This window comes from Streptomyces sp. NPDC059989 (assembly GCF_042736975.1).
Taxonomy (GTDB): domain Bacteria; phylum Actinomycetota; class Actinomycetes; order Streptomycetales; family Streptomycetaceae; genus Streptomyces.
On the sequence record NZ_JBHWUO010000016.1, the window covers coordinates 16,522 to 42,588 of the forward strand.

Genomic DNA, 26,067 nt, shown 5'->3' on the forward strand with positions numbered 1-26,067 from the left:
GGGCGGCTCACGCGCCCGGCCGCCCCACGCACTGCCCTACGAGAGCCAGGAGCCCGACAGACCCATGAGGTACTGCCCATGAGCACCCCGGCCTTCCCGGAACTGCCCGCCGGGTTCCGTTTCGGTGCCGCGACCGCCGCCTACCAGATCGAGGGCGCCCACGACGAGGACGGCCGCGGCCCGTCCATCTGGGACACCTTCAGCCACACCCCCGGCCGTACGCTCGCCGGTGCCACGGGCGACACCGCCTGCGACCACTACCACCTATACGGCGAGGACGTCGCCCTGCTCCGCGGGCTCGGCGTCGACGGCTACCGCTTCTCGATCGCCTGGTCCCGCTTGCTGCCCCGGGGCACCGGACCGGTCAACCCCGAGGGCCTGGACTTCTACGACCGCCTGATCGACGAGCTGCTGGCCGCCGGAGTGGCCCCCGCCGTCACGCTCTACCACTGGGATCTGCCCCAAGCCCTGGAGGACCGCGGCGGCTGGCGCGTCAGGGAGACCGCCGAGGCGTTCGCGCAGTACGCGGCCCTCGCGGCCGAGCGCTACGGGGACCGGGTGGAGCGCTGGATCACCCTCAACGAGCCGTACTGCTCCGCCTTCGTGGGCTACGCCGAGGGGCGGCACGCACCCGGTGCCGAGGAGGGCCGCGGCGCGCTGGCGGCCGCACACCACCTGCTGGTCGGCCACGGCCTCGCGGTACGGGAGCTGCGCGCCGCGGGCGCCCAGGAGGTCGGGATCACCCTCAACCTCGACCGCATCCACCTCGCCTCCGCCCTCCCCGAGGACCGGGCCGCCCTGCGCCGTGCCAAGGTCCTCCACAACGAGGTCTGGACCGAGCCGCTCCTCGCCGGCCGCTACCCCGCGCACGAGGCCGAGACCTGGGCAGGCCTCGCCGACGGTCCCTGGCGACTGCCGGGCGATCTGGAGCTGATCGGCGCCCCGCTGGACTTCCTCGGCGTCAACTTCTACCGACCGGTGACGTTCGCCGCCGCCCCCCACCGCGAGGCCGACCCCGAAGTGCGCACCGCCGTGGACATCGGCGTCACCGAGCTGGACCGGTACAGGACCCGGCACACCACCATGGGATGGCCCGTCGTCCCGGACGCGCTCACGGAGTTGCTCCGCGAACTCCACGCCCGCCACCCGCGGCTGCCGCCGGTCTGGATCACCGAGAACGGCTCCGCGGAGGACGACACCGTCGGCCCCGACGGCCGGGTCCATGACACCGCGCGGATCGACTACCTCGCGGACCACCTCGCCGCCGTCGCCGACGCCATCTCCGCGGGGGTGGACGTGCGCGGCTACTACGTCTGGTCGCTACTGGACAACTTCGAGTGGGCGCGGGGGTACAGCCAGCGCTTCGGCCTGGTCCACGTCGACTACGACACCCTGACCCGAACGCCCAAGGACAGCTACCACTGGTACCGGGGCCTGATCACCGCGCACCGCGCGCGGACGGAGGAACCCGCACGATGAAGTTCACCGACGGCTACTGGCTGATGCGCCCGGGCGTCACCACGCGTTACGCCACCGAGGTCGCGGACGTCCGGGCCGACGAGCACCGGATGACCCTCTACGCGCCGGTGAAGCACGTGCGCGGCCGTGGCGACACGCTCAACAGTCCGTTGCTGACCGTGGAGTGCTGGGCGCCGGCCGAGGGCGTGATCGGGGTCCGCGTCACCCACCACGCCGGTTCGGTGCGGAGGGGGCCGGAGTACGCGCTGCCCGGCGCCGGGCCGGATGTGGGGAAGGTGTACCGGGACGGCGCGGTGGTCGAGCTCAGCGCGGGCGACCTGTCGCTGCGCGTGGACACCTCCCGGCCGTGGCGCCTGGAGTTCACCGCCGGCGGGCGGACGCTGACCTCCGTGGGCGAGCGCGGCACCGGCTTCGCCACCGACGCCTCCGGCCGGCACTTCATGCTCGGGCAACTCTCCCTCGGTGTCGGCGAGTCGGTGTACGGGCTGGGGGAGCGGTTCACTCCGTTCGTCAAGAACGGGCAGGTCGTGGACATCTGGCAGGCCGACGGCGGCACCAGTAGCGAGCAGGCGTACAAGAACATCCCCTTCCACCTGACCAACCGGGGGTACGGGGTCTTCGTCAACCACCCCGGCAAGGTCAGCTACGAGGTCGGCTCCGAGTCGGTCGGCCAGGTGCAGTTCAGCGTCGAGGACCAGTCGCTGGAGTACTTCGTCGTCCACGGCCCGACCCCCAAGCAGATCCTGGAGCGCTACACCGCGCTCACCGGCCGCCCCGCCCTGCCCCCGGCCTGGGCGCTCGGCCTGTGGTTGACCACTTCTTTCACCACCGACTACGACGAGGCCACCGTCAACCGCTTCGTCGACGGCATGGCCGGGCGCGGCATCCCGCTGAGCGTCTTCCACCTCGACTGCTTCTGGATGCGCGAGTACCAGTGGTGCGACTTCGAGTGGCACCCGGACACCTTCCCCGACCCGGCCGGCATGCTGACCCGCCTCAAGGAGCGGGGACTGCGGATCAGCGCCTGGATCAACCCCTACATTGCGCAGAAGTCGGCGATGTTCGAGGAGGGCATGCGCGACGGCCACCTGGCGCGGCGCCCGGACGGCAGCGTGTGGCAGTGGGACCTGTGGCAGCCCGGCATGGCCCTGGTGGACTTCACCAACCCCGCCGCCCGCGACTGGTACACCGGGAAGCTGCGCACCCTGCTGGAGATGGGCGTGGACTGCTTCAAGACCGACTTCGGCGAGCGCATCCCCACCGACGTGGCCTGGCACGACGGTTCCGACCCGGAGCGGATGCACAACTACTACACCCACCTCTACAACCGTGCCGTCTTCGAGCTGCTGCGCGAGGTGCGCGGCGAGGGCGAGGCGCTGCTCTTCGCCCGCTCCGCCACCGCCGGCGACCAGCAGTACCCCGTGCACTGGGGCGGCGACTGCGAATCCCACTTCAACGCCATGGCCGAGTCACTGCGCGGCGGCCTCTCCCTGGGCCTGTCCGGCTTCGGCTTCTGGAGCCACGACATCGGGGGCTTCGAGGGCACCCCTACCCCCACCGTCTTCAAGCGCTGGGTGCAGTTCGGCCTCCTCTCCTCGCACAGCCGCCTGCACGGCAGCAAGTCCTACCGCGTCCCGTGGGACTACGGCGAGGAGGCCGTCGACGTCACCCGGGAGTTCACCCTGCTCAAGCACCGCCTCGCCCCCTACCTCCAGCGCGCCGCCCAACAGGCCCACGCCACCGGCATCCCCGTCATGCGCGCCATGGTGCTGGAATTCCCCGACGACCCCGCCGCCGCCGCGCTCGACCGGCAGTACATGCTCGGCGACGACCTCCTCGTCGCCCCGGTCTTCACAGACGACGGCACGGTCGAGTACTACGTGCCGGAAGGAACGTGGACGAACATCCTGACGGGCGCTCAGATCACCGGTCCCCGCTGGGCCCGTGAGCAGCACGGCTTCCACACCCTGCCGCTGCTGGCCCGCCCCGACTCCGTCATCCCGCTCGGCGCCGACGATCAGCACCCCGTCTCCGCCTGGGCGGACGGCGTGGAGCTGCGGGTGCACGCCTTCGCCGACGGCGCCGAGCGCACCGTGGTGATTCCGTGCACCGACGGCCCCGGCGAGGTGGCCCGCTTCAGACTGCGCCGCGAGGGTGACCGCCTCCATGTGACCACCGACAGCCCGCATCCCTGGCAGCTCCGGTTCGACGGGCCGGCCGGTACCGTCCAGGCCTGGCCCGCCGGCACCCTGGAGGCCGGCCTCGCCTACCCGGCCTGAGCCGGGCGAAGCCGTCGGCCCCCTCGTGGTGGAGCCGGGCCGTGGAATGCCACGGCCCGGCTCATGGGGCGTACGGGCTCAGCGGGCGCCGAGGAGGTGTTCGAGGGCGAGCTGGTCCAGGTGCTCGAAGGCCATGCCCTGTCGGGCGGCGGCATCGACGTCGAACTCCTCGAAGGCGGACCGGTCGGCCAGCAGCCCGGCCAGGCCGTCCTCGGCCGTGGGGAGGGCGAGTTCGGGCAGTCGGGAGGCGGCGAGCGCGGCCCGGACCTCCGGGTCGGCCCGGAAGGCGCGGGAACGCTCCGCCAGGAGCAGGTAGTTGCGCATGCAGGCGGCCGCCGAGGCCCAGACACCGGCGGAGTCCTCGGTGCGCGGCGGCTTGAAGTCGAAGTGGCGGGGGCCGTCGTAGCCGGCCGACTCCAGCAGGTCGACCAGCCAGAAGGCCTGGCGCAGGTCGCCCGCGCCGAAGCGCAGGTCCTGGTCGTACTTGATGCCGGACTGGCCGTTGAGGTCGATGTGGAACAGCTTGCCGTGCCACAGGGCCTGGGCGATGCCGTGCGGGAAGTTCAGCCCGGCCATCTGCTCGTGGCCGACCTCCGGGTTGAGGCCGACCCGCTCGGGCCGGTCCAGCTCGTTGATGAACGCCAGGGCGTGGCCGATGGTGGGCAGCAGGATGTCGCCGCGCGGCTCGTTGGGCTTGGGTTCGATCGCGAAGCGCAGGTCGTATCCCTGGCTCTCGACGTACTCGCCCAGCAGGTCGAAGGCCTCCTTCAGCCGGTCGAGGGCGGTGCGCACGTCCTTGGCCGCGCCCGACTCCGCGCCCTCGCGGCCGCCCCAGGCGACGTAGACCGAGGCGCCGAGTTCCACGGCCAGGTCGATGTTGCGGATCGTCTTGCGCAGCGCGTACCGGCGGACGTCCCGGTCGTTGGCGGTGAAGGCGCCGTCCTTGAACACCGGGTGGGTGAAGAGGTTGGTGGTGGCCATCGGCACCTTCAGCCCGACCGTGTCGAGTGCGGTGCGGAAGCGCTTGACCGCCTGCTCGCGTGCCGTGTCGCCGGCCGCGAAGGGGATCAGGTCGTCGTCGTGGAACGTGACGCCGTAGGCGCCGAGCCCGGCCAGCCGCTCCACGGTCTCGACCGGGTCGAGGGCTGGCCGGGTGGCGTCGCCGAAGGGGTCCCGGCCCTGCCAGCCGACGGTCCACAGGCCGAAGGTGAACCTGTGCGCGGGAGTGGGGACGAGCGGGTCGCTGGTCATGAGGATCTCCGGTTCAGGGCCGAGGGCTATTTGTAATGGCGAAAAACAAATTAGTATGCCGGGACGCCAGAAGGAACCCCACCGGAGGAACGCATGTCTGCTCAGCGTGTCGTGATCGGTGTCGACAGCTCGACCCAGTCCACCAAGGCCCTCGCCGTCGACCTGGACACCGGCGCCGTCCTGGGCGAGGGCCGCGCCGCGCACGCCGTCAGCGCGGGCGCCGGACGCGAGAGCGACCCCGAACAGTGGTGGCGGGCGCTCGGCGAGGCCGTGGCCGGCACCGGCTGGGCGGATCACGCCGCCGCCTGCTCGATCGCCGGCCAGCAGCACGGCCTGGTCACCCTCGACGCGGCCGGCCGGCCGGTGCGCCCGGCACTGCTCTGGAACGACGTCCGCTCCGCCCCGCAGGCCGCCGAGCTCGCGGCCGCGTTCGGTACGGCAGAGCTCGCCCGCCGCACCGGAAGCGTCCCGACGGCCGCCTTCACGGCCGCCAAATGGGCCTGGCTGCGCGCGAACGAGCGGGCCGCCGCCGACCGCGTCGCAGCCGTCAGACTGCCCCACGATTTTCTGACGGAGCGGCTGACCGGTGAGGCGGTGACGGACCGCGGTGACGCGTCGGGCACCGGCTGGTGGGGCCCGGACGGCTACGACCGGGACGTCCTCGGCCGGATCGGCCTCGACCCCGGGCTGCTGCCGCAGGTCCTCCCGCCGGGCGCCCGGGCGGGCGTCGTCCGAGCCGGGATGCCGCTGCGCGAGGGGGCGCTGGTGGCCACCGGGACCGGCGACAACATGGCCGCCGCCCTCGGGCTGGGCCTGACCCCCGGGCGTCCGGTGCTGAGCCTCGGTACCTCCGGCACCGTCTACGCCGTCGGCCGGACCCGGCCCGCCGACCCGAGCGGAACCGTCGCCGGCTTCGCCGATGCCCTCGGCGGCTGGCTGCCGCTCGCCTGCACGCTCAACTGCACCCTCGCCGTCGACCGCATCGCCGCCCTCGTCGGCCGCGACCGCGAGGACGTCGAGCAAGGCGGCACGGTGGTGGTGCTTCCGCATCTGGACGGCGAGCGCACACCGAACCTCCCGCATGCTTCCGGCCTCGTCCACGGCCTGCGCCACGACACCACGCCGGGACAGCTGCTCCAGGCCGCCTACGACGGCGCCGCCCACGCCCTGCTCGCCGCCCTGGACGACGTACTGCGTGCCGGAGGCGAGAACCCCGCCCCCGACGAACCCCTGCTGCTGATCGGCGGCGGAGCCCGCGGCCGGGCCTGGCAGCGGACCGTCCTGCGGCTGTCCGGCCGGGCGGTTCAGGTGCCGGCGGCCCAGGAACCGGTCGCGCTCGGGGCCGCCGCCCAGGCCGCCGCACTGCTCACCGGTGAGCCGGCCGACGCCGTCGCCCGGCGCTGGCGGACCGCCGAGGGCCGGGTGCTGGACCCGGTGACCCGTGACGACGACACGCTCGAACGGATCACCAGTACGCTGCGGCGGGCGCGGGCCCTGCAGGAGGCCCCGCAGGGAGAGCGATAGGAGGGTCGGGTCGATGACGGGGACCGGCAGGGCGAGCGGGGGCGCGGAGGCCGCGCCCGCCTCGCAGCAGGGGATGCGCCGGCAGAACCTCGCGGTGGTGATCGGCGCGGTCGCCGCGCACGGACCGCTCTCCCGGGCGGACGTGGCCGGGCACACGGGCCTGACCAGGCCGGCAGTCTCCTCCATGGTCGACGAGCTCATCGGTCGCGGGGCGCTGACCGAGACGGAGACCGCGCCCAGCGGACGGGTCGGCCGCCCCGGACGGGCACTGGCCCTGAACGACCGGGGTCCCGCGGGCCTCGGCCTGGAGGTCGGCGTCACCCATCTCGCCGCCTGCGTCGTGGACCTGCGCGGTGAACCCCGGGTGTGGCGTCGGGTGGAGCGGGCCAACGCGGGCCGGCCGGCAGGAGAGGTGCTGGCGGAGGCGGCCGCGCTGGGCGCCGAGGCGGAGGCCGAGGCCGCCGCCCTCGGCCTGAGCGTCGAGGGCCGCGTCCTGGCCGTGCCGGGGGTGGTGCCGAACGCGCCGGGCGGGCTGGTCGCGAACGCGCCGAACCTCGGCTGGCAGGCAGTGCGCCCCGCCGACCACTGGCCCGACCCCGACACCGTGCCCGAGCCGGAGAACGAGGCCAACCTCGGGGCGCTGGCCGAGCAGTGGCACCGGGGAAACCCCGCCGAGACCTTCGTACACGTCTCCGCCGAGGCCGGAATCGGTGCCGCACTGGTCATCGGCGGGCAGCTGTTCCGGGGCGCCCGCGGCTTCGCGGGCGAACTCGGCCACCTGCCCGTCCACCCGGAGGGCGCCCCTTGCGCCTGCGGGGCACGCGGCTGCCTGGAGCAGTACGCGGGCGAAGCGGCCGTGCTGCGCGAGGCCGGGCTGGGACACGTCGGCGACCCGGTGGCCCTGCTGGCCGAGCGGGCGGCCGCCGGGGACGCGGCGACCCTGCGCGCCCTGGACCGTGCGGGACGGGCACTGGGCCTCGCCCTGACCTCGGCGGTGAACCTGATCGACCCGGACGGCCTCGTTCTGGGCGGCGCCTACGCCGAACTCGCCGACTGGCTCCTCCCGTCGCTACGCGCCGAACTGGCCGCCCGGGTCACCGTCCGGCCCTGGACCCCGGAGTCGGTGCGCCCCTCCGCCCTGGGGCGCCGCGGACCGGTGCTGGGCGCGGCATGGTCGACCGTCCGGCAGATCATCGCCGATCCCGCTCGCCTGCCTGCCCGCTAGGTGCGGGGCGGACCGACCGGATCAGTCGTCGATCGCTCGCAGCGGGTCGTCGTTCAGACTGGCGGCCAGCCACTGCTCCACGGCCGTGATGTGGACGGTCGTGGCGGCGGTGGCCAGCAGGGCGTCGCGTGCTTGGAGCGCGCCGAGGATCTGCTCGTGGTCCTGGTGGGCGTTTTCCAATGCGTGACGGGTCCGGCTGCCGCGGACGATGCGGACGCGCTGGGTGCGGGTGGAGAGCACCTGCAGGAGCATCGACAGCACGGGGTTGCCGACGGCTTCGACGATCCTGAGGTGGAAGGCGATGTCGTGGGCGACGAACTCCTCCACGGTGGTGGCGGCCCGGGACCTGTCGAGGATGTCGCGCAGTTCCTGGAGGTCCTCCGGCGTCAGCAGGGCGGCGGCCAGCCCGGTCGCCTGCGGTTCCAGCAGGCGGCGCACCTGGATCAGCTGGAGTGCCGTGTGGCCCTGGGAGACGTCGGCGGCGAAGGAGAGGCTCTCCAGCAGGAGATGGGGCTCCAGGCTGGAAACGTACGTCCCGTCGCCCTGACGGGTGATCAGGATGCGCATGGCCGTCAGTGCACGCACTGCCTCGCGCAGCGAATTCCGGGACAAGCCGAGTTGTGCGGCGAGGATCTCCTCCTTGGGCAGGCGGGAGCCGGGAGCGAGTTCGCCGTCGAGGATCATCGCCTTGATCTTGTCGATCGCCTCGTCCGTCAGTGCCACTAACGTGCCTCTCCGTGCGGGGTGTGTTCGGGACGGTGGCTCCGCCGGACCCGGACCGGGGCCTGCGGAGCCGCTTGTGGGACGGGGCTATTCTTGCTTCTCGCCGGACGCGAACCGGGAGATGACCAGGGCGACAATGATGATGGCGCCATTGAGGAACTGGTTCCACAGGGGCGGTACGCCCGCCAGCGTCATGACGTTGACGACGAGCTGGAGGGTGAGGACGCCGGTGAGGGCGCCGAAAACGGAACCCTTGCCGCCGTTGAGGCTGACTCCGCCGATGACGGTCGCGGCGAAGACCTGGAAGATCCAGCCGCTGCCCTGCGTGGCGGAGATGGAGCCGTAGTGCCCGCTGTAGAGGGTACCGGCGAACGCGGCGAGAACGCTGCCGAGGATGAGGACGACCCACACGGTGCGGTCGACGCGGATGCCCGCGGTGCGGGCGGCCTCGGCATTGCCGCCGATCGCGTACAGGGCCCGGCCGTGCCGGAGCCAGGCCAGCGCACTGCCGCCGATCGCGAAGAGCAGCGCGCACACCCAGATCGCGGCGGGCACGCCCAGCCAGGACGCCCTGCCCAGGTAGGTGAAGGACGAGGGCAGCTCGACGATGGACTGGCCTTCGGAGAGGGCGACTTGCAGTCCGCGGAGCATCGTCAGCGCGCCGAGGGTGACGATGAAGCCGTTGAGGCGCAGCTTGAGGATGAGGAAGCCGTTGACGGCACCGATCAGCGCCCCGACCAGCAGGCAGAGCGGGATGGCCGTCCACTCGGGGAAGAGGCCGAGTCCGGTGAACCGGCCCCCACTGGAGGGCAGGATCAGCCACACGGCGATGACGGGGGCCACGCCGATGGTGGACTCCAGGGACAGGTCCATCCGGCCGGCGATCAGGACGAAGGTCGTGGCGAGCACCAGCAGGCTCAGCTCGGTGGACTGCTGGGCCACACCGATCAGATTGTCGGCGGTGAGGAAGGCAGGCGAGACGATGAACCCGATCAGGCCCAGGACGAGGATCGCCGGGACCAGGGACAGTTCACGGAAGCGCCCGAGACCGACCCGACGGTGGGCGGTGTCCGCCGCGGTCGGCGTCGCCGTCCTCGGTGCGGGCTCGGTGAGATCTGTGGTGGCGGACATGACTACCTTCCGTGCTCGTCTGCGCCGCAGGAGGCGGATGAAGCGGGTAGGGCGGATGTGGGAGACGTCGTGGTGGCAGGAGCCTGGTCGCCCGCGACGCCCTCGATGGCGGCGACGATGTCCTCGTCCCTCCATCCGTGGTCGAACTCGGCCACCACGCGCCCGTGGAACATGACGACGACCCGGTCGCAGACCTTGAGGTCGTCCAGCTCGTCGGAGACGATCAGCGCGGCCTTGCCGCCCTCCGCGACCTGCCGGATCCTGCCGAGCAGGAACTCCTTGGACTTGACGTCCACACCGTTGGTGGGGCGGATGGCCACGAGCACGTGCGGATCGGTGGCCAGGGCGCGGGCCACGACGACCTTCTGCTGGTTGCCGCCGGAGAGGGCGGAGACCGGGGTGGCGACGCCGGGAGTCTTGATGTCGAGGTCCCGGATCACGCGCTGCGCGAAGGCCCTGGTGCGGGCGGGCAGCACGATGCCGTACGGGCCGAGCTGGTCGGTGACGGTGAGCGTCGCGTTTTCCGCCACGCTGCGGTTGCCGACCAGCCCCTGGTGGTGGCGGTCCTCGGGGACCAGACCGACGCCGGCGGTGAGCGCGGACGGCACGCTGCCGGTGCGCACGGTCCTGCCGCCGACCGAGATCCGGCCGCCCTTGGCGCGGTGCAGACCGGCGACCGCCTCGCCCACCTGCACGTTGCCGCTGGCGGTGGCGCCGGCGAGCCCGACGACCTCGCCGGAGCGTACGGCGAGGGAGATGTCCTCGCAGGCACCGGGCAGCGTCAGGCTGTTGATCGCGAGCAGTTCCGTCGCGTCGGCCCGCGTGCCCGGGGGGCGGCCGGCGGTGGCGGTGACCGTGGAGGCGGATTCGCCGGTCATGGCCTCCACCAGGGCCGTGTGTCCGAGCTCGGTGACGGGTGCGGTGAGGATGTGGGCCGCGTCGCGGTAGACCGTGACCGTGGTGCAGAGGTCGTACACCTCTTGCAGATGGTGGGAGATGAAGAGGAAGGCGACATCCTGGCGCTGGAGGTCGCGGAGCTTGTCGAAGAGGCGGCCGATGCCGCGGCCGTCGAGCTTCGCGGTCGGCTCGTCGAGGATGATGAAGCGGGCGCCGAACGACAGGGCCCGGGCGATCTCCACGAACTGCCGCTGCTCGACGGTGAGGTCCCTCGCCCGGGCGGTGGGGTCCACGTCGACGCCGTACTCGCCGAGGAGCTCCGCGGCGCGGTGGCGCAGCTGCTTCCAGCGGATGGGCCGCAGCGAGCCGCCGCTCTGCCGGTTCAGGAAGAGGTTCTCGGCGACGGTCAGCTCACCGATGATCGTGGAGCGCTGGTAGACGCAGGCGACGCGGGAGCGCCAGGCGTCGATGTCGCCGAAGGCGGGGGCCGGCTCGCCCGAGAAGCGCAGCGCTCCGGTGTCGGGCTGCGAGAGGCCGGTGAGGATGGACACGAGCGTCGACTTGCCGGCGCCGTTGCGTCCGACCAGGGCGTGCGACTCGCCCGGGGCGATGGTGATGCGGGCGTCGCGCAGCGCGACGGTCGCGCCGAATCGTTTGCTGATGCCGGTCGCCTCGGCCACCGGGGCCGGGGTGCCGGGGCCGGTCGCCGGGGCGGTCGCGGTGTCCGCCATGGTGGATACCGTCCTTCGTGTAAGGAGGCTGGGGCGCCGAGGTGCGCGGGTGTGCGCCCGGGGCTGCGGGGGGAGGCCGCGATCGGGGGACGGGGGTCGTCCGTTCCCGACCGCGCGGGGGCGGGGGCCGGCCGGCCATCAGCCGACGTTGTTGCCCCACAGGGTCTTGTCGTCGACGTTGTCCTTGGTGACCAGCGGAGCGGGGAGCTGGTCCTCCAGGCCGTTGGGCAGCTTGATGATGGTGGAGCCGTGGTCGGTCGCACCCGGCTGGAAGGTCTTGCCCTCGGCGGCGGCCTTGGCGTAGTACAGCGCGTACTTGGCGTAGAGGTCGGCGGGCTGGGAGATGGTGGCGTCGATCCGGCCCTTGCGGATGGCGTCGAACTCCTGCGGGATGCCGTCGTTGGAGACGATGCTGATGTGGCCCTTCTGCCCTGCGGGCTGGAGCAGGCCCTTCTGCTCCAGCAGGGCGAGGGTGGGCTGCAGGAAGACACCGCCCGCCTGCATGTAGATGCCGTTCAGGTCCGGGTGCTGCGCGAGCAGGCTCTGCAGTTTGGCGGAGGCCACGTCGCCCTTCCAGTCGGTGGGCAGCTCGAAGACCTTGATATCCGGGAACTTCGTCTTCATGCACTCCGCGAACGCCTCGGAGCGGTCGCGACCGTTGATGGAGTCAAGGGCGCCCTGGAGCTCGGCGACCTTGCCCTGACCGCCCAGCTGCTTGCCGAGGAACTCGCACGCCTGGGTGCCGTACGCCCTGTTGTCGGCTCGGACGACCATGTACACCTCGCCCTTGTCGGGTCTGGTGTCGACGCTGACCACGGGGATCTTCTTCGACGCGAGGGTCTCCAGGGTCGAGGCGATGGCACCGGTGTCCTGAGGTGCCATGACGACGGCCTTGGCGCCCGTGTTCTGGAACACCTGCACGTTGGCGACCAGCTTGGTGACGTCGTTCTGCGAGTTGCTCAGCGGCAGCGCGTTGATGCCGTCGGTCTTGATGCCGTTCTTCAGGTACTGCGCGTAGGAGTTCCAGAAGTCGGAGTCGGAGCGGGGCAGGTCGATGCCGATGGCGGACTTGTCGCCGCCCGGGGCGGCCGAGCCGGGGCTCTCGCGGTTGCACGCGGTGGCGAGGGCCAGCATCGCGAGGACGGCGGTGGCGGCTGCGGCGGTGGAGCGGGTGCGAGTGTGCTTCATGGCCGTGTTCTCTCCTTAGCCGGGGGGCGCGGCGACGGTCGGGGGACGTACGCGCCGTGTCGAAGGCGGCGGGGGGCGCTGGACGGCGCACCGAATGATCCGGCCATTCCTCCGATGTATCTCGGACGGGACGTTACGACGACGTTGCCGAGGTTGACAAGAGTGTGCGCCTGACTTGATGTGCCGGGGCATCGTGTCGCGGGGCGTCGTGGTATCGACGAACTCCATCTGACCCCACGTTATGTCCGACGGATCGCGGGTGATGGTGCACTTGGAGGCGTACCCGGACGGCTTCGGAAGCGTCGCTGTACGAGAGCGTCTGCCGACAACGGCGAGGAAATACATCCGAGGAATGCATTGTCAGCTGCGATCTCCGCGTCTATGTTCGCTGTGGCTCGCGATACATCCGATGACTGACCGTCCGGATGGCTGGAGCCCTGGCGAACGGCCCGTACCGGCGCACCTCAGGTCGCCCGGCCCTGACCCTGAAGACGAAACCGAAACCCGCTCGGCAAGGGAGCTGCCCGGTGAAACTGCTACGCGTCGGATCCCCAGGTGAGGAACGGCCCGCGGTACGCGTCGACGACGGCCGGCTGCTGGACCTGTCCTCCGTGACCCGGGACATCGACGGTGTCTTCCTCGCCTCCGGCGGGATCGACCGGGCCCGCGCGGCGGTCTCGGCGGCGGAGCTGCCCGAACTGGACCCGGACGGGCTGCGCATCGGGGCGCCCGTCACCCGCCCCGGCAAGGTCGTCTGCATCGGCCTGAACTACCGCGATCACGCCGTCGAGACCGGCGCCGCGATTCCCGCGCGTCCGGTGGTGTTCATGAAGGACCCCGGCACGGTCGTCGGCCCGTACGACGAGGTGCTGATCCCCCGTGGATCGGTGAAGACCGACTGGGAGGTCGAACTCGCGGTCGTCATCGGCCGCCGGGCGCGCTACCTGGACGGACCGGATGCCGCGCGGGACGTGATCGCCGGGTACACGATCAGCAACGACGTATCGGAGCGGGAATTCCAGCTGGAGCACTCGTCGCAGTGGGACCTGGGCAAATCCTGCGAGACCTTCAACCCGCTAGGCCCGTGGCTCGTCACCGCCGACGAGGCCGGCGACCCGCAGAACCTCGGCCTTCACCTGAACGTCAACGGTGTGAAGCGACAGGACGGTCACACCAGCAACATGATCTTCGCGGTCGACCACATCGTGTGGTACCTGAGCCAGTACATGGTCCTGGAACCGGGTGACGTGATCAACACCGGTACGCCCGCGGGCGTGGCCCTGGGTCTTCCCGGCACCCCCTACCTCCGCCCCGGCGACACGGTCGAGCCCTCCATCGACGGCCTCGGCAGCCAGCGCCAGATCTTCGCCCAAGCGTGAAAGGCAGCACCACCTTGACTGCAACCTCCGCTCGGATCACCGCCGTCGACACCTACGACGTCCGCTTCCCCACCTCGCGGGAACTGGACGGCTCCGACGCGATGAACCCGGACCCCGACTACTCCGCCGCCTACGTCGTCCTGCGCACCGACGCCGGCGACGGGCACGAAGGACACGGCTTCACCTTCACCATCGGACGCGGCAACGACGTCCAGGTCGCCGCGATCGACGCACTGAGACCCCATGTCATGGGCCGCTCCGTAGCGGAGCTGTGCGCCGATCCCGGATCGGTCAGCCGGGATCTGGTCGGCGACAGCCAGCTGCGCTGGCTCGGCCCCGAGAAGGGCGTGATGCACATGGCGATCGGCGCCGTGGTCAACGCCGTGTGGGACCTGGCGGCCAAGCGGGAGGGCAAGCCGCTGTGGCGGCTGCTCGCCGACGCCCCGCCCGAGTGGCTGGTCTCCCAGGTCGACTTCCGCTACATCGCCGACGCCCTCACCCCCGAGGACGCCCTCACGCTCCTCCACGAGGGCCGCACAGGGCGCGCGGAACGTGAGGCGACCCTGCTGGAGCGCGGATATCCCGGCTACACCACCTCCCCGGGCTGGCTCGGCTACACCGACGCAAAGCTCACCCGGCTGGCCAAGCAGGCCGTCGCCGACGGCTTCACGCAGATCAAGCTCAAGGTCGGAGCCGACCTGAGCGACGACATCCGGCGGCTGCGCACCGCCCGCGGCGCCGTGGGTGACGGCATCCGCATCGCCATCGACGCCAATCAGCGGTGGAACGTGGGCGAGGCGATCACGTGGACCAACGCACTCGCCGAGTTCGACCCGTACTGGATCGAGGAGCCGACCAGCCCCGACGACGTACTCGGCCACGCGGCCGTACGGCAGGCCGTCGCTCCCGTGAAGGTGGCCACCGGCGAGCACGTGCAGAACCGGATCGTCTTCAAGCAGCTCCTCCAGGCCGGCGCGATCGACGTCCTCCAGATCGATGCGGCGCGGGTCGGCGGGGTCAACGAGAACCTCGCGATCCTGCTGCTCGCCGCGAAGTACGGGGTGCCGGTGTGCCCGCACGCCGGCGGGGTGGGGCTGTGCGAGCTGGTGCAGCACCTGTCGATGTTCGACTACCTGGTCCTCTCCGGAACCACCGAGAACCGCGTCATCGAGTACGTCGACCACCTCCACCAGCACTTCGTCGATCCGGTGGTGATCCGGGACGGCCACTACACCGCGCCGCTCGCCCCCGGCTTCTCCGCCACCATGCGTGCGGAGTCCATCGCCGAGTACCTCTACCCGGACGGCACGTTCTGGGTGGCCGACCGCGCCGTGCAGGAGGAAGTGGCATGACCGAACTGACCGGCCTCAGGGCTCTCGTCACGGGCGGCGCGTCCGGCATCGGGCTCGCCACGGCCCGCGCGCTGGCGGCGCGGGGCGCGGCCGTCGCCGTCCTCGACCTCGATCCGGAAGGCGTCGGCGAACCGCTGCTCGGCCTCAAGGCCGACGTCAGCGACGACGCCTCCGTACGCGCCGCCGTGGAGGAGGCGGCCGTGCGGCTCGGCGGGATCGACATCCTCGTCAACAACGCGGGCATCGGTGCCGCCGGTACCGTCGAGGACAACCCCGACGAACAGTGGCACCGCGTCCTGGACGTCAATGTCCTGGGCATGGTCCGCACCACCCGGGCCGCCCTGCCCCACCTGCGCCGCGCTGCCACTGCCCGTCCGGGCACTGCGTCCGTGGTCAACACCTGCTCCATCGCGGCCACCGCCGGGCTGCCGCAGCGCGCCCTGTACTCCGCCAGCAAGGGCGCCGTGCTGTCCCTCACCCTGGCCATGGCCGCCGATCACGTCGGCGAGGGCATCCGCGTCAACTGCGTCAACCCCGGCACCGCCGACACCCCGTGGGTGGCCCGGCTGCTCGACGCCGCCGACGACCCCGAGGCCGAACGCGCCGCCCTCAATGCCCGTCAGCCCATGGGACGTCTGGTGACCGCCGACGAGGTGGCGGCCGCCATCGTCTACCTGGCCGGTCCGGGCGCGGCGTCCGTCACCGGCACCGCACTCGCGGTGGACGGCGGCATGCAGGGACTGAGGCTGCGCCCGGCGGCCCGGTCGTGAGGACCAACGGGCTGGGCGGCAGCGCGGCCACGGTCTCGGTCTCGGAGCTCGCCCTGGGCTGCGCGGCCCTCGGCAACCTCTACCGCCCGGTCACCGACGAGGCCGCCCACGCCACGGTGGACGCGGCCTGGGACGCCGGGGTCCGCACCTTCGACACCGCCCCCCACTACGGACTGGGCCTGTCGGAACGGCGGCTCGGTGCCGCCCTGCGCGACCGCCCCCGCGACACCTACACCCTCTCCACGAAGGTGGGCCGGCTCCTCGTGCCGGACCCGCGGGGCATCCCCGGAAACGACCTCGACCACGGCTTCGCCGTCCCGGCCACCCACCGCCGGGTCTGGGACTTCAGCGCCGACGGGGTCCTGCGCTCCCTCGAAGCGAGCCTGGAACGCCTCGGCCTCGACCGCGTCGACATCGCCCTGCTGCACGACCCGGACGACCACGCCGAGCAGGCGCTGCGCGAGGCGTACCCGGCCCTGGAGCGGCTGCGCGGCGAAGGAGTGGTCGGGGCGATCGGCATCGGCATGAACCGGTCCGCGCTGCCCGCCCGCTTCCTGCGCGAGACCGACATCGACGTGGTGCTCCTGGCCGGCCGCTACACCCTCCTGGAACAGGACGGGCTCACCGAACTGCTCCCGGAGGCGGCCGCCCGCGGCCGCAGCGTCATCATCGGCGGAGTCTTCAACTCCGGACTCCTGACTGCCCCCCGGCCGGGTGCCACCTACGACTACGCGCCGGCTCCGCAGCCGGTGCTCGACCGGGCGCTGCGGCTGCTGGCGGTCACCGAGCGCCACGGCGTGCCGCTGCGGGCCGCCGCGCTGCGCTTCCCGTTCGGCCACCCGTCCGTGGCGAGCGTACTGACCGGTTCCCGGTCCCCCGAGGAGGTGCGCGACACCGTGGAGCAGCTGCGGCGCCCGATCCCGGACGCTCTGTGGGACGACCTGCGCGCCGAGGGCCTGCTGGACCCGGACACCCCCGTCCCCGTCACCGCACCCGTCGGGGAAACCCCGTCGCCGAAGGAGCCGTCATGAAGGTCGCCCTGCACACCAAGGTCCGCGCCGACCGCATCGAGGAGTACGACGCCGCGCACCGGCAGGTGCCCGAGGAGCTGACCGCCGCCATCCGCGCCGCGGGGGTGAGCGAGTGGACGATCTGGCGCAGCGGCACCGACCTGTTCCACGTACTGGAGGTCCGGGACTACCAGGCGATGATCTCCGAACTCGAGAAGCTGCCGGTCAACATCGCCTGGCAGGCGCGGATGGCCGAGCTGCTGGACGTCGTCCACGACTACTCCGCGCAGGGCGCGGACACCACCCTGCCGGTGGTGTGGGAGCTGTGACCGGGGCGGACCACGGGCCGGGAATCGTGGACACCCACCACCACGTGTGGGACCTGTCCGTCCGCGACCAGGACTGGATCACCGGGCCCGAACTCGCCCCGCTGCGCCGGAACTTCTCCCTCGCCGACCTGACACCGCAGGCCCGCGCGGCCGGCGTCACCGCCACCGTGCTGGTGCAGACCATCACCGTGCCGGAAGAGACCCCCGAGTTCCTGGCCATGGCCGCGCGCAGCGACCTGGTCGCCGGGGTCGTCGGCTGGACCGACCTGACCGCACCCGACGTCGCCGACACCCTCGCCGGGCTGCGCGACGGACCCGGTGGGGAGCACCTGGTGGGGATGCGCCACCAGGTGCAGGGCGAGCCGGACCCCCGCTGGCTCGTCCGGCCGGAGGCACTGCGCGGCCTGGCCGCGATCGCGGAGGCGGGACTCGTCTACGACCTGGTGGTGAAGCCGCACCAACTCGCGGCCGCAGTCGACGCCGCGCAGCGCCTTCCCGGCCTCACCTTCGTCCTCGACCACCTCGGCAAGCCGCCCATCGCGTCCGGTGAACTCACTCCCTGGGCGGAGCGGATCAGGCGCCTCGCCGCCCTCCCCAACACCGTCTGCAAACTCTCGGGCATGGTCACCGAGGCCGACTGGGGCTCCTGGACGGTCGATGACCTGCGGCCCTACGCCGACACCGTCCTGGACGCCTTCGGTCCCGGGCGGCTGATGTTCGGCTCCGACTGGCCCGTCTGCCGGCTCGCCGCCACCTACGCCGAAGTCGTCGCCGCCGCCGACGAGATGACGGCCGAACTCAGCCCGGCCGAGCGGCGCGATGTCTTCACCGGCACGGCTGTGCGGACCTACGGCCTGACCGTCACGGCACCCCCGGACCCGCCCCAGGAAACCCCATGCGCATAGCCCTTTTCATCACGTGCTTCAACGACACGATGTTCCCCCGCACCGGCCAGGCGGTGACCGCACTGCTGGAACGCCTCGGCCACACCGTGGAGTTCCCGCAGGGCCAGACGTGCTGCGGCCAGATGCACTTCAACACCGGCTACCGGCCCGAAACCCTGCCCATGGTGCGCCGCTTCACCGAGGTCTTCGCGGGCTACGACGCCGTCGTCGCCCCCTCCGGGTCCTGCGCGGGCATGGTGCGCGACCACCACCGGGTGGTGGCCGCCCAGTACGGGGACGCCGCCCTCACCGAAGCGGTCGAGCGAGTGGTACCGGCGGTGTACGAGCTGTCCGAACTCCTCGTCGACGTCCTCGGCGTCACCGACGTCGGCGCGTACTTCCCGCACCGCGTCACCTACCACCCCACCTGCCACTCGCTGCGCATGCTCCGCGTCGGCGACCGGCCGCTCAGGCTGCTGCGCGCCGTGAAGGGCATCGACCTCGTCGAACTGCCCGCCGCCGAGTCCTGCTGCGGCTTCGGCGGCACCTTCGCGCTGAAGAACGCGGACGTGTCCAACGCCATGCTCGCCGACAAGATGCGCCATGTCCTCGGCACCGGGGCCGAGATCCTGTGCGCGGGCGACAACTCCTGCCTCACGCACATCGGCGGCGGCCTGTCCCGCCTCCGTACCGGCGTCGGCACGATGCACCTGGCCGAGATCCTGGCCTCCACGGAAGGGGACCCACGGTGAGCGGCGCCGACAACGTCGTATGGCTGGGCACCCCGGCCTTCCCCCAGGCGGCGCGTACCGCGCTCGCGGACACCCAACTGCGCGCGAACCTGCGCCGGGCGACCGGGACCATCCGCGACAAGCGGCTGGCGGTCGCCGCCGAACTGGAGGACTGGGAGGAACTGCGGGAGACGGCCGCCGCCGTCAAACGTCACACCCTGCGCCACCTCGACCACCACCTCCTCCGCCTGGAGAAGGCGGTGACCGCCGCGGGCGGAGTGGTCCACTGGGCGGCGGACGCCGCCGAGGCCAACCGCATCGTCACCGACCTGGTGCGCGGGACGGGAGCGAGCGAGGTCGTCAAGGTCAAGTCGATGGCGACCCAGGAGATCGGCCTCAACGAGGCGCTCGCCGAAGCCGGCATCCGCGCCTACGAGACCGATCTCGCCGAACTCATCGTGCAGTTGGGACGCGATCGCCCGTCCCACATCCTGGTGCCGGCCATCCACCGCAACCGCTCCGAGATCCGGGAGATCTTCCGGCGGGAGATGGGGGAGTGGGGAAGGCCGGCTCCCGAAGGGCTCTCCGACGATCCCCGCGACCTCGCCGAGGCGGCCCGGCTCCACCTGCGGGAGAAGTTCCTGCGGGCCAAGGTGGCCGTCTCGGGCGCCAACTTCGCCGCCGCCGACACCGGAACGGTGGTCGTGGTGGAGTCGGAGGGCAACGGGCGGATGTGCCTGACCCTGCCCGAGACGCTGATCACCGTGATGGGCATCGAGAAGGTCCTGCCGTCCTTCGCCGACCTGGAGGTCTTCCTCCAGCTCCTGCCCCGCTCGTCGACGGGCGAGCGCATGAACCCGTACACCTCCCTGTGGACCGGCGTCACCGAGGGCGACGGCCCGCAGAACTTCCACCTGGTCCTCCTCGACAACGGCCGTACCGCCACGCTGGCCGACGAGGTGGGCCGCCAGGCCCTCGCCTGCATCCGCTGCTCCGCGTGCCTGAACGTCTGCCCGGTGTACGAGCGCACGGGCGGCCACGCCTACGGATCCGTCTACCCCGGCCCGATCGGCGCCGTACTGACCCCGCAGCTCGTGGGCATCGGCAGTGACATCAAAAGCGGGGCGGCCTCCCTGCCCTTCGCCTCGACCCTGTGCGGCGCCTGCTACGACGCCTGCCCCGTGAAGATCGACATTCCCGAGGTGCTGGTCCATCTGCGCGCGGAGGCCGTGGAGGCGGAGCGGCGCAGCAGAGTCCTGCCCACCGTCGAGGCGCTCGCCATGAAGGCCGCCGGCGCCGCCATGTCCTCCCCGGGACGACTGGCCGCGGCCCAGAAGCTCGCCGCCCTCGGGGCCCGGCTGGTGGCCCGCAACGGCCGGATCGGCGCCCTGCCTGGTCCGCTCGCCCGCTGGTCCGACAGCCGTGACACGCCCGTGCCGCCCCCGGAGACGCTCCGTGCCTGGTGGCGCCGGACGAGAACACCCGCGAACGAGGACGACCCGGCGACGGGGGAGGGGAAGGGACGACGATGAACGACCGCGAGACCGTCCTGCGCGCGGTGCGGGGAGCCCTGGCCGGCGTACCCGGATCGGAGGACCCCGACGACATACCGCTCCCGGCCGTTCGACGCGTCGACCACGCGGGACCGGACGTCGTCGGGCTGTTTGCCGAGCGTGCCGCCGAGTACCGCGCCACGGTGGTCCGAGTTACGGCGGCCGAAGCGGCGGCGGCCGTGGGGCGCGCGCTGGCCCGCACCGGAGCCCGGTCCCTGGTGGTGCCGGCCGGGCTTCCCGAGGACCTGGTCCCGCAGGGGCCCTGGTCACGGCTGGAAGACGCTCCGCCGCTGACGGTGGGACGACTCGACGGGGCGGACGCCGTGGTCACCACCGTAGCCACCGCGATCGCCGTCACCGGCACCGTGATCCTCGACCACGGACCCGGCCAGGGGCGCAGGGCCCTCACCTTGCTGCCGGACCAGCACGTCTGCGTGGTCCGGGTGGACCAGATCGTCTCCGACGTGCCGGAGGCGCTGAGCCGGCTCGACCCCCGCAGGCCGCTGACGCTCATCTCCGGCCCCTCGGCCACCAGCGACATCGAGCTGGACCGGGTCGAGGGCGTACACGGGCCCAGGACGCTGGACATCGTCCTGGTGATGGACGCATAGCGCCCCGTGTCGAGCCCCGTCACCCACTGAACAGACCGAGCCGCACATCCGATGTCCGAGAACGTTCCGCCCTCCCTTGCCCCTCACTCTCCAGGAGTCGAACGATGTCCTCGTCCCCCCTCAGCCGACGCTCCCTGATCAAGGCCGCCGCCCTCGCCGGCGGCGCCGCGGCGTTCGGTCTGCCGCAGGTCCTGTGGCCCGCCACCGCCCACGCCTACACCGTCCCCTCGAAGCTGGACTGGTGGTACCAGGCCAGGTTCGGCATGTTCATCCACTTCGGGTCCTACTCCTACCGCGGCCACGGCGAGTGGGCCTTCTCCAGCGAGAACTGGAACAAGGCCGACTACCAGGCCCAGGTGACCACCCCGTTCAACCCGGCCGGCTTCAACGCCGCCACCATCGCCGAACTGGCCAAGAACGCCGGCATGAAGTACCTCGTGATCACCGCCAAGCACCACGAGGGCTATGCGATGTGGGACTCCAACGTCGCGGGCTTCACCGACACCACCGGCACCAAGCAGTACAACCTGCACGACTACAACGGCTACCAGCCCGACCTGCTGGCCCAGCTGAAGACCGAGTGCGAGAAGCGGGGCGTCAAGTTCGGCCTCTACTACTCGATCCTGGACTGGAGCCACCCCTCCCAGACCATCAACCGGAACAACCTCTTCTCCGACATGTCGTCGCAGACCGCCCGCACCGCCTACATCAACGACATGAAGGCCCAGCTGCAGGAACTGCTGGACCGCTACGACCCGGCCCTCCTGTGGTTCGACGGCGACTGGTGCGCCAACCCGTCCAGCCCCACGCTCACCGACTGGTGGACGAAGGCCGACGGCGAGGACCTCTACAGCTGGCTGATGGCCCGCAAGCCCGGACTCGTCGTCAACGAACGCGTCAAGCGGGACCTCGGCCTGGGTGACTTCGCCTGCCCGGAGCAGACCGTGCCCGCCGCGCCGCTGGACCGGCCGTGGGAGACCTGCGCCACCATGAACGGCCAGTGGGGCTACACCGACTGGGCCGAGAACAGCTACAAGCCCGTGAAGGACATGGTCCAGGAGATGGTCACGGTCGTCTCCCGGGACGGCAACTACCTCCTCAACATCGGCCCCAAGGGCGACGGCACCGTGACCGCCGGAACGGCGACGGTACTGGGCGGGATCGCCGCCTGGATGGGCGTCCACGCCGACAGCATCCACGGCACCAGCGGCAGCCCCTTCGCCGTCGAGCCGTCCTGGGGCAGGATCACCAAGAAGACCGGCAAGCTCTTCGCCCACGTCTTCACGTGGCCGACGGGCGGCACCCTGCAGATCCCGGCGGTCCACAACACGATCAGCCGCGTCTACTTGATGAACAACCCCTCCGTTTCGCTCTCCTACACGGTCAGCGGCGGCCAGATCAACGTCAGCGTGCCGTCCACGGCGCCCGACGCGAACGACTCCGTGGTCTGCGTGGAGGTCAGCGGCATGCCGGCGGTCCTCGCAGGCGGCGTCTACCGGCTGGTCAGCGCCCAGAGCGGCAAGGCCCTCGACAACGGCAACACCACCAACGAGGGCGGCCAGGTCATCCAGTGGACCGCCAACGGAGGCGCCGCGCAGCAATGGACGGTCACCGACCTGGGCCACGGCTACTACAAGCTGCTCAGCGTCCGCAGCGGCAAGGCCCTCGACGACAACGGCAGCACCTCCGACGGCGCGGTGATGGTGCAACGCAACGACGGCGGCGGTCAGGGGCAGCAGTGGGCGGTCACCGCGCTGGGCGGGGGCGCGTTCCGGCTCGCCAACCGGCACAGCGGAAAGGTGTTGGACAACGCTTACGCGAGCGGGGACGGAAACCCGGTCACCCAGTGGTCCGCCAACGGCGGCCCCGCGCAGAACTGGAACCTGACCAAGATCGGTTGAGCGCGCCGCGCCCGGGGTGGCGCGCCTCTGGCGCGCCACCCCGCGCTCATGTGCTCCGCACGGGAGTGTGACCTCAGACGGAGAAGGCGACGCGCGCGAGCCGCACCGGGCCGCGCAGTCCGAGGCGGACGTCGTGCACACCCGCCGCTACGACGACGGGCGCGCTCACCGTGGCGTAGTCGTGGGGCCCGGCCGTGCTCGGGGAAAGCGTGAGCACGGCCAGTACCGGACCCTCACCCAGCGAGAGTTCGACCGTGCCCTCACCCGCGGCCTCCACCGTGATCCTGGCAGCCCCCTTCCCGAAGTCACAGTCGCGGATCACCAGCTCGCCCCTCCGGCCGGCCACTGGGGCGACGGAGTCACCCGATGTCTTCGCGCGGTCCACGATCTCCGTGTCGCTCTGGTCGTCGAAGTCCACCGCGTCCAGGCCGACCGCCATGACCGGCCGGGGGACGGACGGTTCGCCGTCGAGGTCGACGGTCTCGGCCAGGCGGATGTCCTCGCTGGAGGCTCCGACGAGGATCTCGTAGGGGCCCGGTGCCACCCGCTGACGTCCCTGCGCCACGTCCCAGAAGGCGAAGGCCGACATCGGCACCCGGAAGGCGATCTCCGCGACCTCGCCGGGCGCGAGCGTCACGCGCCGGTGCGCGGCCAGTTCCCTGCGGGGCCGTGGCACCGACGGCTCCACCGCCCGGGTGTAGAGCTGGGCGACCTCGTCCGCGGCGACGCCACCGGTGTTGACGACCGTGAAGGACACGTGCAGGGTCCCGTCCTCGACGCGGGTCGTGAGGCCTTCGTAGGAGAAGGACGCGTACGACAGGCCGTGGCCGAACGGGAAGAGGGGCGTGCCCTCGAAGTAGAGGTACGTCTGGCGGCCGCCGATCACGTCGTAGTCGAGGAGGTCGGGCAGGTCGGAGTCATCGGCGTACCAGGTCTGCGGGAGGCGGCCGGCGGGGGAGACGTCGCCGGCCAGGATCCGGGCCAGGGCGCTGCCGGCCGCCTGGCCGCCGTGCGCCGTCCACAGCAGCGCCGGCACCTCCGCGTGATCGACCGCGTACGGGTACGCCGACATCAGCGCCAGCACCGTGTTCGGGTTGGCCGCGCGGGCCGCGCGCAGGAGGCGCTCCTGGTGGGGCGGGAGGGCCAGGGTCGTACGGTCCTCGGTCTCGCGTCCGTTGATGTGCGGATCGTTGCCGGCGACCACCACGACCACGTCCGCCTGCGAGGCGACCTTGTTCACCGCGTCCTCGCCGCGTTCGACGACGACGACCTCGAAGGCCTCCCCCTTTCCGTCGGCAACCTCGAGGCCGTCGGCGGCGACAGAGAGGGGGTGACCCGTACCGATGTGCCGAAGGAGGTGCCCGTTCCCATGCGGTTCCAGTCGGAACGTCTCCTGGACCACCCAGCCTCCGGGCTGGTCGGCGGAGGCTCGGACACGGCCGTCCTCGGCGACGGAGAGATAGCGGCCGTCGGGGGCGCGCAAGGTCAGCACGCCCCCGCCCCAGTCGACGAGGGAGAGCTCGGTGCCGGTCGCGTCGGTGGTGAGCGGGGGCAGGTCCGTCCGGCCCGCGAGCAGGGCCGGGTCGAGGGCGCCTTCGGCGCCGCGCACCTCGTCGCGGGCGTCCGCCTCGGGGACGTGCAGGAAGGTTCCGGCCGAGGTCTTCAGCAGGATCCGGTCCACGCCCTCCGCGAACTGCACGTGCTCCGAGCCGAACCGCTCGTACAGGCCGGCCAGCGGCGTGCTGCGGTGCAGGAGCGTGCCGCTGTACCAGTCGCGCTTGCACTCGTCGGCGAGCGGGCCGACCACCGCGATCCGGGTGCCGGACGAGAGCGGCAGCAGGTCACCGCTGTTCTTGAGCAGCACGACCGCTTGCTCGGCCGCCTCCTGGGCGAGGGCCCGGTGGGCGGGGGTGTCGAAGTCCGTGGTGAGCGCGTGCGGGTCGTGCTCCGGGTCGAACTCGCCGAGGCGGAAACGGACCGAGAGCTGGCGGCGGACCGCGGCGTCGACGTCCGACTCGGTCAGCAGGCCCTGCTCCAGGGCGCCGCGGATCCGTGCGGTGATCTTCGAGCTGTCGGTGCCGTGGTCGGTGAAGCTGTCGACGCCGGCCAGCAGCGCGGCGGCCGTCGCCTCCTCGTGGGTGTCGAAATAGTGCTCGGAGTCGACCAGGTTCGAGGGGGCGCCCGCGTCCGAGCAGACCAGCAGCTCCTCGTCGGTCCAGGTGCGCAGATGCTCGCGCAGATACGGCGAGACGTGGTTCGGCCGGCCGTTGACCAGGTTGTACGCCGGCATCACACCGGCCACGGCGCCTGCCCCGACCGTCTCGCGGAAGGCGCGCAGGTCGTACTCGTGCAGGACGCGCGGGCGGACCGAGGAGGACGTGACGTCGCGGCCCGTCTCGTGGTTGTGGGCCAGCCAGTGCTTGAGGACGGGAGCGGTGCGCCAGTAGGTCGGGTGCTCGCCGCGCAGTCCGCGCGTGTAGGCGGTGGCGATGGCCGACGTGAGCTTCGGGTCCTCCGAGTAGCCCTCCTCGTTGCGGCCCCACAGAGGGTGGCGCAGCAGATTCACGGTCGGGGCCCAGACGTTCAGCCCCACGCGGTCGTCGCGGGCGCGCATCGCCCGGGCCTCCTTGGACACCGCCTCGCCGACCCGTCGTACGAGATCCGTGTTCCAGGTCGCGCCCAGGCCCACTGCCTGCGGGAAGACGGTGGCCGGACCCATCCAGGCCACGCCGTGCAGGGCCTCTTGGCCGGTGCGGAACGCGGCGATGCCAAGGCGTTCCACGGCGGGCGCGAACTGGTGCAGGAACCCGATCTTCTCGTCGAGGGCGAGCCGGGACAGAAGGTCGTCGATGCGCTTCGCGAATGGCAGCTGCGGATCGCGGAAAGGTGCGGACACGTGGGATCCCCTTGGGTGGAGCGTCGAGTTTTTTCGAAGCGCTTCGATGCTCACCAGCCAGCAGGTCGAGTGTCAAGAGATCTATACCCTCGCCCAACCAGGGCATGCGCAGACTCCCCTCCAGACCTCGGAGGAATCTTGGAAGCGACCCTTGTGCGCCTATGGGTGTTCACTTAACCTCACTGCAACATCGAAGCGCTTCGACTGTCTTCCACGTCTCAGT

20 protein-coding genes are annotated in these 26,067 nt (G+C 71.7%); 14 read left to right on the plus strand and 6 right to left on the minus strand.

The genetic code is table 11. The features are described 5' to 3' along the window. The first annotated feature begins 78 nt into the window (after positions 1-78). Together ACFWBN_RS16490 and yicI are read left to right on the plus strand one after the other, a co-directional pair. Positions 79-1,479, plus strand: a complete 1,401-nt coding sequence (locus ACFWBN_RS16490) for a GH1 family beta-glucosidase (RefSeq protein ID WP_385177016.1) — start codon at positions 79-81, stop codon at positions 1,477-1,479. Further along, positions 1,476-3,758 carry an alpha-xylosidase gene (yicI, locus tag ACFWBN_RS16495; protein WP_385177019.1) on the plus strand — a complete coding sequence of 761 codons (2,283 nt, stop codon included), beginning with the start codon at positions 1,476-1,478 and terminating at the stop codon, positions 3,756-3,758. Before ACFWBN_RS16490 ends, yicI begins: the two co-directional genes overlap by 4 nt. A 78-nt stretch (positions 3,759-3,836) precedes the next feature. On the opposite strand, the gene xylA is transcribed toward yicI, so the two are convergent. Further along, entirely contained in the window at positions 3,837-5,009 is a 1,173-nt protein-coding gene (xylA, locus tag ACFWBN_RS16500; RefSeq protein WP_385177021.1) for a xylose isomerase, read from the minus strand. A gap of 93 nt (positions 5,010-5,102) precedes the next feature. Here xylA and xylB point away from each other — a divergent pair, with 93 nt between their 5' ends. Together xylB and ACFWBN_RS16510 are read left to right on the plus strand one after the other, a co-directional pair. Continuing rightward, positions 5,103-6,533, plus strand: a complete 1,431-nt coding sequence (gene xylB, locus ACFWBN_RS16505) for a xylulokinase (RefSeq protein WP_385177023.1) — start codon at positions 5,103-5,105, stop codon at positions 6,531-6,533. A 13-nt stretch (positions 6,534-6,546) separates the two neighbouring features. Further along, on the plus strand, positions 6,547-7,758 hold the full coding sequence (locus ACFWBN_RS16510; protein WP_385177026.1) for an ROK family protein: 1,212 nt from the start codon (positions 6,547-6,549) through the stop codon (positions 7,756-7,758). Between the two features lie 21 nt (positions 7,759-7,779). On the opposite strand, the gene ACFWBN_RS16515 is transcribed toward ACFWBN_RS16510, so the two are convergent. The 4 genes from ACFWBN_RS16515 to ACFWBN_RS16530 form a co-directional block, all read right to left on the minus strand. Then, positions 7,780-8,481, minus strand: coding sequence for a FadR/GntR family transcriptional regulator (locus ACFWBN_RS16515; protein ID WP_385177028.1), 702 nt, complete (start codon positions 8,479-8,481; stop codon positions 7,780-7,782). A gap of 87 nt (positions 8,482-8,568) precedes the next feature. Continuing rightward, the gene (locus tag ACFWBN_RS16520; protein ID WP_385177031.1) at positions 8,569-9,612 is read right to left on the minus strand and encodes an ABC transporter permease; all 1,044 of its coding nucleotides are present in this window, start codon (positions 9,610-9,612) and stop codon (positions 8,569-8,571) included. Positions 9,613-9,614: 2 nt separating this feature from the next. Further along, complete coding sequence (locus ACFWBN_RS16525; RefSeq protein ID WP_385177033.1) at positions 9,615-11,240, minus strand: sugar ABC transporter ATP-binding protein; 1,626 nt, start codon at positions 11,238-11,240, stop codon at positions 9,615-9,617. Between the two features lie 138 nt (positions 11,241-11,378). Next, positions 11,379-12,428: a sugar ABC transporter substrate-binding protein gene (locus ACFWBN_RS16530; protein ID WP_385177035.1), complete on the minus strand. Its 1,050-nt coding sequence runs from the start codon at positions 12,426-12,428 to the stop codon at positions 11,379-11,381. 527 nt (positions 12,429-12,955) lie between these two features. Here ACFWBN_RS16530 and ACFWBN_RS16535 point away from each other — a divergent pair. The 10 genes from ACFWBN_RS16535 to ACFWBN_RS16580 all read left to right on the plus strand — a co-directional run bounded on the left by ACFWBN_RS16535 (position 12,956) and on the right by ACFWBN_RS16580 (position 22,948). After that, positions 12,956-13,807: a fumarylacetoacetate hydrolase family protein gene (locus ACFWBN_RS16535; RefSeq protein WP_385177037.1), complete on the plus strand. Its 852-nt coding sequence runs from the start codon at positions 12,956-12,958 to the stop codon at positions 13,805-13,807. Between the two features lie 14 nt (positions 13,808-13,821). After that, entirely contained in the window at positions 13,822-15,159 is a 1,338-nt protein-coding gene (locus ACFWBN_RS16540) for an L-fuconate dehydratase (protein ID WP_385177039.1), read from the plus strand. After that, on the plus strand, positions 15,156-15,929 hold the full coding sequence (locus tag ACFWBN_RS16545; RefSeq protein WP_385177041.1) for an SDR family NAD(P)-dependent oxidoreductase: 774 nt from the start codon (positions 15,156-15,158) through the stop codon (positions 15,927-15,929). The genes ACFWBN_RS16540 and ACFWBN_RS16545 overlap by 4 nt, the downstream gene beginning before the upstream one ends. Continuing rightward, entirely contained in the window at positions 15,926-16,960 is a 1,035-nt protein-coding gene (locus ACFWBN_RS16550) for an aldo/keto reductase (protein WP_385177044.1), read from the plus strand. Before ACFWBN_RS16545 ends, ACFWBN_RS16550 begins: the two co-directional genes overlap by 4 nt. Then, entirely contained in the window at positions 16,957-17,268 is a 312-nt protein-coding gene (locus ACFWBN_RS16555) for an L-rhamnose mutarotase (RefSeq protein WP_385177046.1), read from the plus strand. Before ACFWBN_RS16550 ends, ACFWBN_RS16555 begins: the two co-directional genes overlap by 4 nt. Beyond that, positions 17,265-18,173 carry an amidohydrolase family protein gene (locus ACFWBN_RS16560; protein WP_385177314.1) on the plus strand — a complete coding sequence of 303 codons (909 nt, stop codon included), beginning with the start codon at positions 17,265-17,267 and terminating at the stop codon, positions 18,171-18,173. The genes ACFWBN_RS16555 and ACFWBN_RS16560 overlap by 4 nt, the downstream gene beginning before the upstream one ends. Next, positions 18,164-18,904: a (Fe-S)-binding protein gene (locus ACFWBN_RS16565; protein WP_385177048.1), complete on the plus strand. Its 741-nt coding sequence runs from the start codon at positions 18,164-18,166 to the stop codon at positions 18,902-18,904. The genes ACFWBN_RS16560 and ACFWBN_RS16565 overlap by 10 nt, the downstream gene beginning before the upstream one ends. Then, positions 18,901-20,415, plus strand: a complete 1,515-nt coding sequence (locus ACFWBN_RS16570; RefSeq protein ID WP_385177050.1) for a LutB/LldF family L-lactate oxidation iron-sulfur protein — start codon at positions 18,901-18,903, stop codon at positions 20,413-20,415. The genes ACFWBN_RS16565 and ACFWBN_RS16570 overlap by 4 nt, the downstream gene beginning before the upstream one ends. Then, entirely contained in the window at positions 20,412-21,047 is a 636-nt protein-coding gene (locus tag ACFWBN_RS16575; RefSeq protein WP_385177053.1) for a lactate utilization protein C, read from the plus strand. The genes ACFWBN_RS16570 and ACFWBN_RS16575 overlap by 4 nt, the downstream gene beginning before the upstream one ends. 104 nt (positions 21,048-21,151) lie before the next feature. Then, a complete protein-coding gene (locus ACFWBN_RS16580) occupies positions 21,152-22,948 on the plus strand; it encodes an alpha-L-fucosidase (RefSeq protein WP_385177055.1) in 1,797 nt (598 codons plus the stop codon). A gap of 73 nt (positions 22,949-23,021) precedes the next feature. Here the strand turns inward: ACFWBN_RS16580 and ACFWBN_RS16585 are convergent, their stop codons facing one another. Next, positions 23,022-25,844: a glycoside hydrolase family 3 C-terminal domain-containing protein gene (locus tag ACFWBN_RS16585; protein ID WP_385177057.1), complete on the minus strand. Its 2,823-nt coding sequence runs from the start codon at positions 25,842-25,844 to the stop codon at positions 23,022-23,024. Between the last annotated feature and the right edge of the window lie 223 nt (positions 25,845-26,067).